General features: G+C 70.2%; 4 protein-coding genes and 1 tRNA gene. All 5 read right to left on the bottom strand.

Features of this window, described 5'->3' with window-relative positions:
* Positions 1-207: 207 nt before the first annotated feature.
* Positions 208-732: a hypothetical protein gene (locus ABZ281_RS41270; protein ID WP_356663073.1), complete on the bottom strand. Its 525-nt coding sequence runs from the start codon at positions 730-732 to the stop codon at positions 208-210.
* A 274-nt stretch (positions 733-1,006) separates the two neighbouring features.
* A complete protein-coding gene (locus ABZ281_RS41265) occupies positions 1,007-2,743 on the bottom strand; it encodes an immunity 49 family protein (protein ID WP_356663075.1) in 1,737 nt (578 codons plus the stop codon).
* A 348-nt stretch (positions 2,744-3,091) separates the two neighbouring features.
* Positions 3,092-3,165, bottom strand: a tRNA-Met gene (locus tag ABZ281_RS41260).
* A 53-nt stretch (positions 3,166-3,218) separates the two neighbouring features.
* Entirely contained in the window at positions 3,219-3,425 is a 207-nt protein-coding gene (locus ABZ281_RS41255) for a cold-shock protein (protein WP_047181530.1), read from the bottom strand.
* A gap of 199 nt (positions 3,426-3,624) precedes the next feature.
* Complete coding sequence (locus ABZ281_RS41250; protein ID WP_356663074.1) at positions 3,625-3,906, bottom strand: HU family DNA-binding protein; 282 nt, start codon at positions 3,904-3,906, stop codon at positions 3,625-3,627.
* Positions 3,907-3,923: the final 17 nt, after the last annotated feature.

Here is a 3,923-nt window from a genome sequence, read left to right as displayed (position 1 = left end):
GTTGCCCGCCGGTGCGGCTGGAGCATACGAAAACGCCTCGCTAGGCCCGGGCTGAGCGATATCGGCTTCGAGGATGCAGCCCACCAGCGCCAGCGGCCTCAGTCCGGGCGCTCCCGGTTCCAGCACAGCCGATTCCCGGCGGACACGGCCGAACACGGGGCGAGCACCTGCCAACATGCACCGCAGGAGTCGGCCAGGACCGTGGAGCTATGCCTCATCCGACCTGTCGTCGACGGCGCTCGGCATCCCCAGCTCGGCGAGGAGTCGGGCGCGCTCCTCGGCGGTCCTCATCGGGCCGGTGTACGGGCGTTCCCTCCATGACGGCCGCGGGCTTGCGTTCTCGGGCTGGGCGTACGTCTCGGCCAGCCGCGTCTGCAGTTCGGCCTGCGGGTGGGGCACGTCGGCCATCGGGTCCTCGGTGTCGTAGTCGGCCGGGGCCTGGTTGACGATGACCGTGGTCTCGTACGGCTCGTCGACCCAGTCGCCGTGCAGGTACCAGCCGCCGGCGAGAAGTGCTGCGGTGGCTGCGGCCTTCGCCTCGTCGCGGTCACCCGCCGACAGAACGTCGAGGGTTTCCTCCAGTTCGAGGTCTGCGGTGACGTCGACCTCCCAGTACCCCTCGGAGGCCAGGGCCGGGTCGTCCTCGCCGACGCGTTCGTCGGCCTGGACGGTGAGATGCATCTGCGGGCCCTCGACCCAGGTCAGGTGAGCGCGGTGCTGGACGTCGGCCATGGTGGTGGTTCCCTTCGCGGCGGTACGGGGGTGTGGTCCGTACCCGCGCACGCGGGAGAATCCGGCTCCCGGAAAGGGCCGATGGCCTACAGCGGCCGTGCCGTGTAGATGTGCTTCGCCTCGGGCCGCGAGGCCGTCCCGAGGCGCGTCCCCTGGTTCAGGGGTCTACGTGGAAGGCGGCGCCTCGGCCTTCCACGACACAGAAGTTATCAGCACAGGTTCGGATGTTCGGGCGGCTTCGACGACCCTGTCCGCAGGAGCGTTCGCGGGGCTTTCAGAAGGGTTCGGCGGCCGCCAGGAGGTACTGCGGCAGGTAGGGGGAGTCCACGCGGATGGTCCAGCCGCGGCGGCGGGCGTGGCAGGCCAGGGCGAGGACGTCGAGGTTGACGGAGACTTCGGGGCCGTCGGCGCGGTCTGCGACCTCGTAGTAGGCGCGGTGGGTTTCGAGTGCGTCGGCCAGGGCGAGGTTGAAGCTCTCCTCGTCGCCTTCCACGAGCTGCGACAGCAGTACGGCCGGCGGCATCGCGAAGCCCCAGTCTTTGGCCTTCTCCGCCTCGTGCAGCGCCCGCTGTGCGGCGGCTTCGGGCTCGGCGCCCTTGAGGTAGGCGTGGAGGGCTTCGCGGTACGCGGTGAACGCGGAGCCGTCCGGGCCGGCGAAGGTAGGGCCGGTGAGCACCAGGGGGGCGAGGTCCTCGCGCACGCCGGTGATCAGGGCGAAGGCGACGGCCGTCTGCCAGTACCCGGGGCCGGCTTCCCTCGCCCGCGTGGCCGGGTAGCGCAGGGTGCGGCCGCCGATGGACACCTCGACTTCGGTGTCAGGCTCGGCCAGTGCGATGCGGAACAGGGCCGCCCCCGTCTGAGAGGCCAGCCGGAGAGTGGCGAGCTGAGCGTCCGCGATGTCACCGGGGTTCCCCGACCGCCACCAGAACAGGCGCTGCTGGTCCTCCAGGACGCTGGCCAGACGCCACACCGGGAGGGGCTTGCCGTCGACGGGGGTGAACGCCTCCTGGAGGTGTTCCTCGTACATGGCCTCGATCCGCTGGATCCCGTCCCGCTCGCAGGCCGGCCGCTCCACTACCAGCGGGCGGGCGGTGAGCGCTGCGACAGCGTCCGGCCGCCGGTCCCGGCCGAACCCCGCGACCCTCGGTCCCCGCGTCTCGAAGCCGGTGACCAGCGCGTGCGGGAGGTAGTCCGTGCGGACGGCCGGCGCCCAGCCCAGCGTCCGGTACGCGAGCGCCGCGAAGGCGATGGGGACGAGCGGGAGAAGGCTGCTCGGGGAAGCCTTGGGGCCGTGCAGGCCGGCTTCCCGGGTCAGCAGACCGGCCAGAGCGCTGTCGAACGCCTCCTTGTCCTCAGCGGCCAGGGCCCGCAGTGTCCGCAGCGCTGCGGTGTTCAACTGGTCCAGCAGAGGCTCACCCGTCTCCTCGGCGCGGATGCGGATCCGGTCCAGGGCCGCGTCGACAGCGGTGAGCTTGGCCCGCGCGCTCGGCGGGTACTCCTCGTCATCGCCCGTGTCGTCCAGGACCACGGCCGTCAGGCCTGTGGCGAGTTCGCCAAGCGGCGTTCCCTTGGCCTGCTCGGCGAACCTCTGCCGGGCGAAATGGAAGGCCTCGCCGTGCCATTTCGCCTTGTCCCGAAGCACCGCCAGGCACAGCGCGTCGATCCAGTCCCCCGGTGTGACCACCTCCTTGGGGGCGTCGTCACCCGGGTCGTAGGTCATGCCGAAGTTCACGTACTCCAGGAAGACGTTGAATGTGCAGTGCGGGTGGTACGCGGCGTAGGCGACGGCCCCTGCCGCGGCCTCGGAGGCGTCCTTGAGGGCGGCTTTGGCCTCCGAGGAGTCGAGACCGGGTGTCTCGACGGAGAGGGCGCCCAGGTAGTCGAGGAACTCCTCCGCGATCGACTGCCATTCGTACGTCGCCATCCGGCCGGCCCTCGACATGGAGTGCACCTGACCTCCGATGCGGTTCGTGAAGTCCTCACGCGCTGCCGACAAGGCCGTCCCACCCACCTGGTGACGCTCTATTCGCACTGCTCTGCTCCTTGATCGATTGCAGTCACAGCCTAGGGGCGGCATCTGACAGGACGGCGGTACGACCCCGGGAGCGGATCGGACGGGCTGAGCGCGGCGCGGCCCGGGCACAGTACGGGCCGGCCCCGGCTCCAGTGGCCTCCTCCGCCGATGCCCGCAGGGAGGAAGTTCGCGCGGGGAGGATCGGTGCGCCGGGAGGGGCGAGGACGTCGTCGGGGCCTTGAGCGATGAGGTCCTGGGCGGCCGCGTGCGGGCGCGTCGCTGGACTCGTGGACGTCGGGTTCAGATATGGCGAAGGGCCCGGACGGATCCGGGCCCTTCGGTCAGTAGCGGGGACAGGATTTGAACCTGCGACCTCTGGGTTATGAGCCCAGCGAGCTACCGAGCTGCTCCACCCCGCGTCGGTGACGCCACTCTACAGTGGGCTGAGGGGGGTGGCGTGTATTTTCGGGTGTCAGCCGCGGCGGACGATGTTCTCGGCCTGGGGGCCCTTCTGGCCCTGGGTCACGTCGAAGGTGACCTGCTCGCCTTCGTTGAGCTCGCGGAAGCCGTTGCCGGAGATGTTGGAGTAGTGCGCGAAGACGTCCGGTCCGCCGTCGTCCTGAGAGATGAAGCCGAAGCCCTTCTCGGCGTTGAACCATTTCACGGTGCCGCTGGCCATGCTGCTTGTCCTTCGATGTCGCCGGGTGCTTCCCGGTTGGTCTGGAGGTGGAGCCGTCCGTCACCGGAAGGCGTCCGCCGTCCGTTCTACCCCGTGGGCGGCGCGTCTATCCTGCTCCGCGTGGTCACGGCATGCCGCTGTGCTGTGAGTCCGGGGCCCCATGCCTCCCGGTGATGAGCCGCTGCCCGTGCGCGGCGGGCTACTTGCCCTTGGCGGCTTCCTTGAGCTTGGAGCCCGCGGAGACCTTCACGCTGTAGCCGGCCGGGATGTCGATCGGGTCGCCGGTCTGCGGGTTGCGAGCGGTGCGAGCGGCACGGTGGGTGCGCTCGAAGGTCAGGAAGCCGGGGATGGTGACCTTCTCGTCGCCCTTGGCGACGATGTCGCCGACGGTCCCGGCGAGTGCGGCCAGGACGGCGTCGGCGTCCTTGCGGGTGACCTCGGCTCGCTCGGCGAGGGCTTCGATCAGCTCACTGCGGTTCATGTGCGGTACTCCGTGCT

The organism is Streptomyces sp. NPDC006265 (genome assembly GCF_040613555.1).
GTDB lineage: Bacteria > Actinomycetota > Actinomycetes > Streptomycetales > Streptomycetaceae > Streptomyces.
This window is presented reverse-complemented; position numbering and strand designations above follow the sequence as displayed.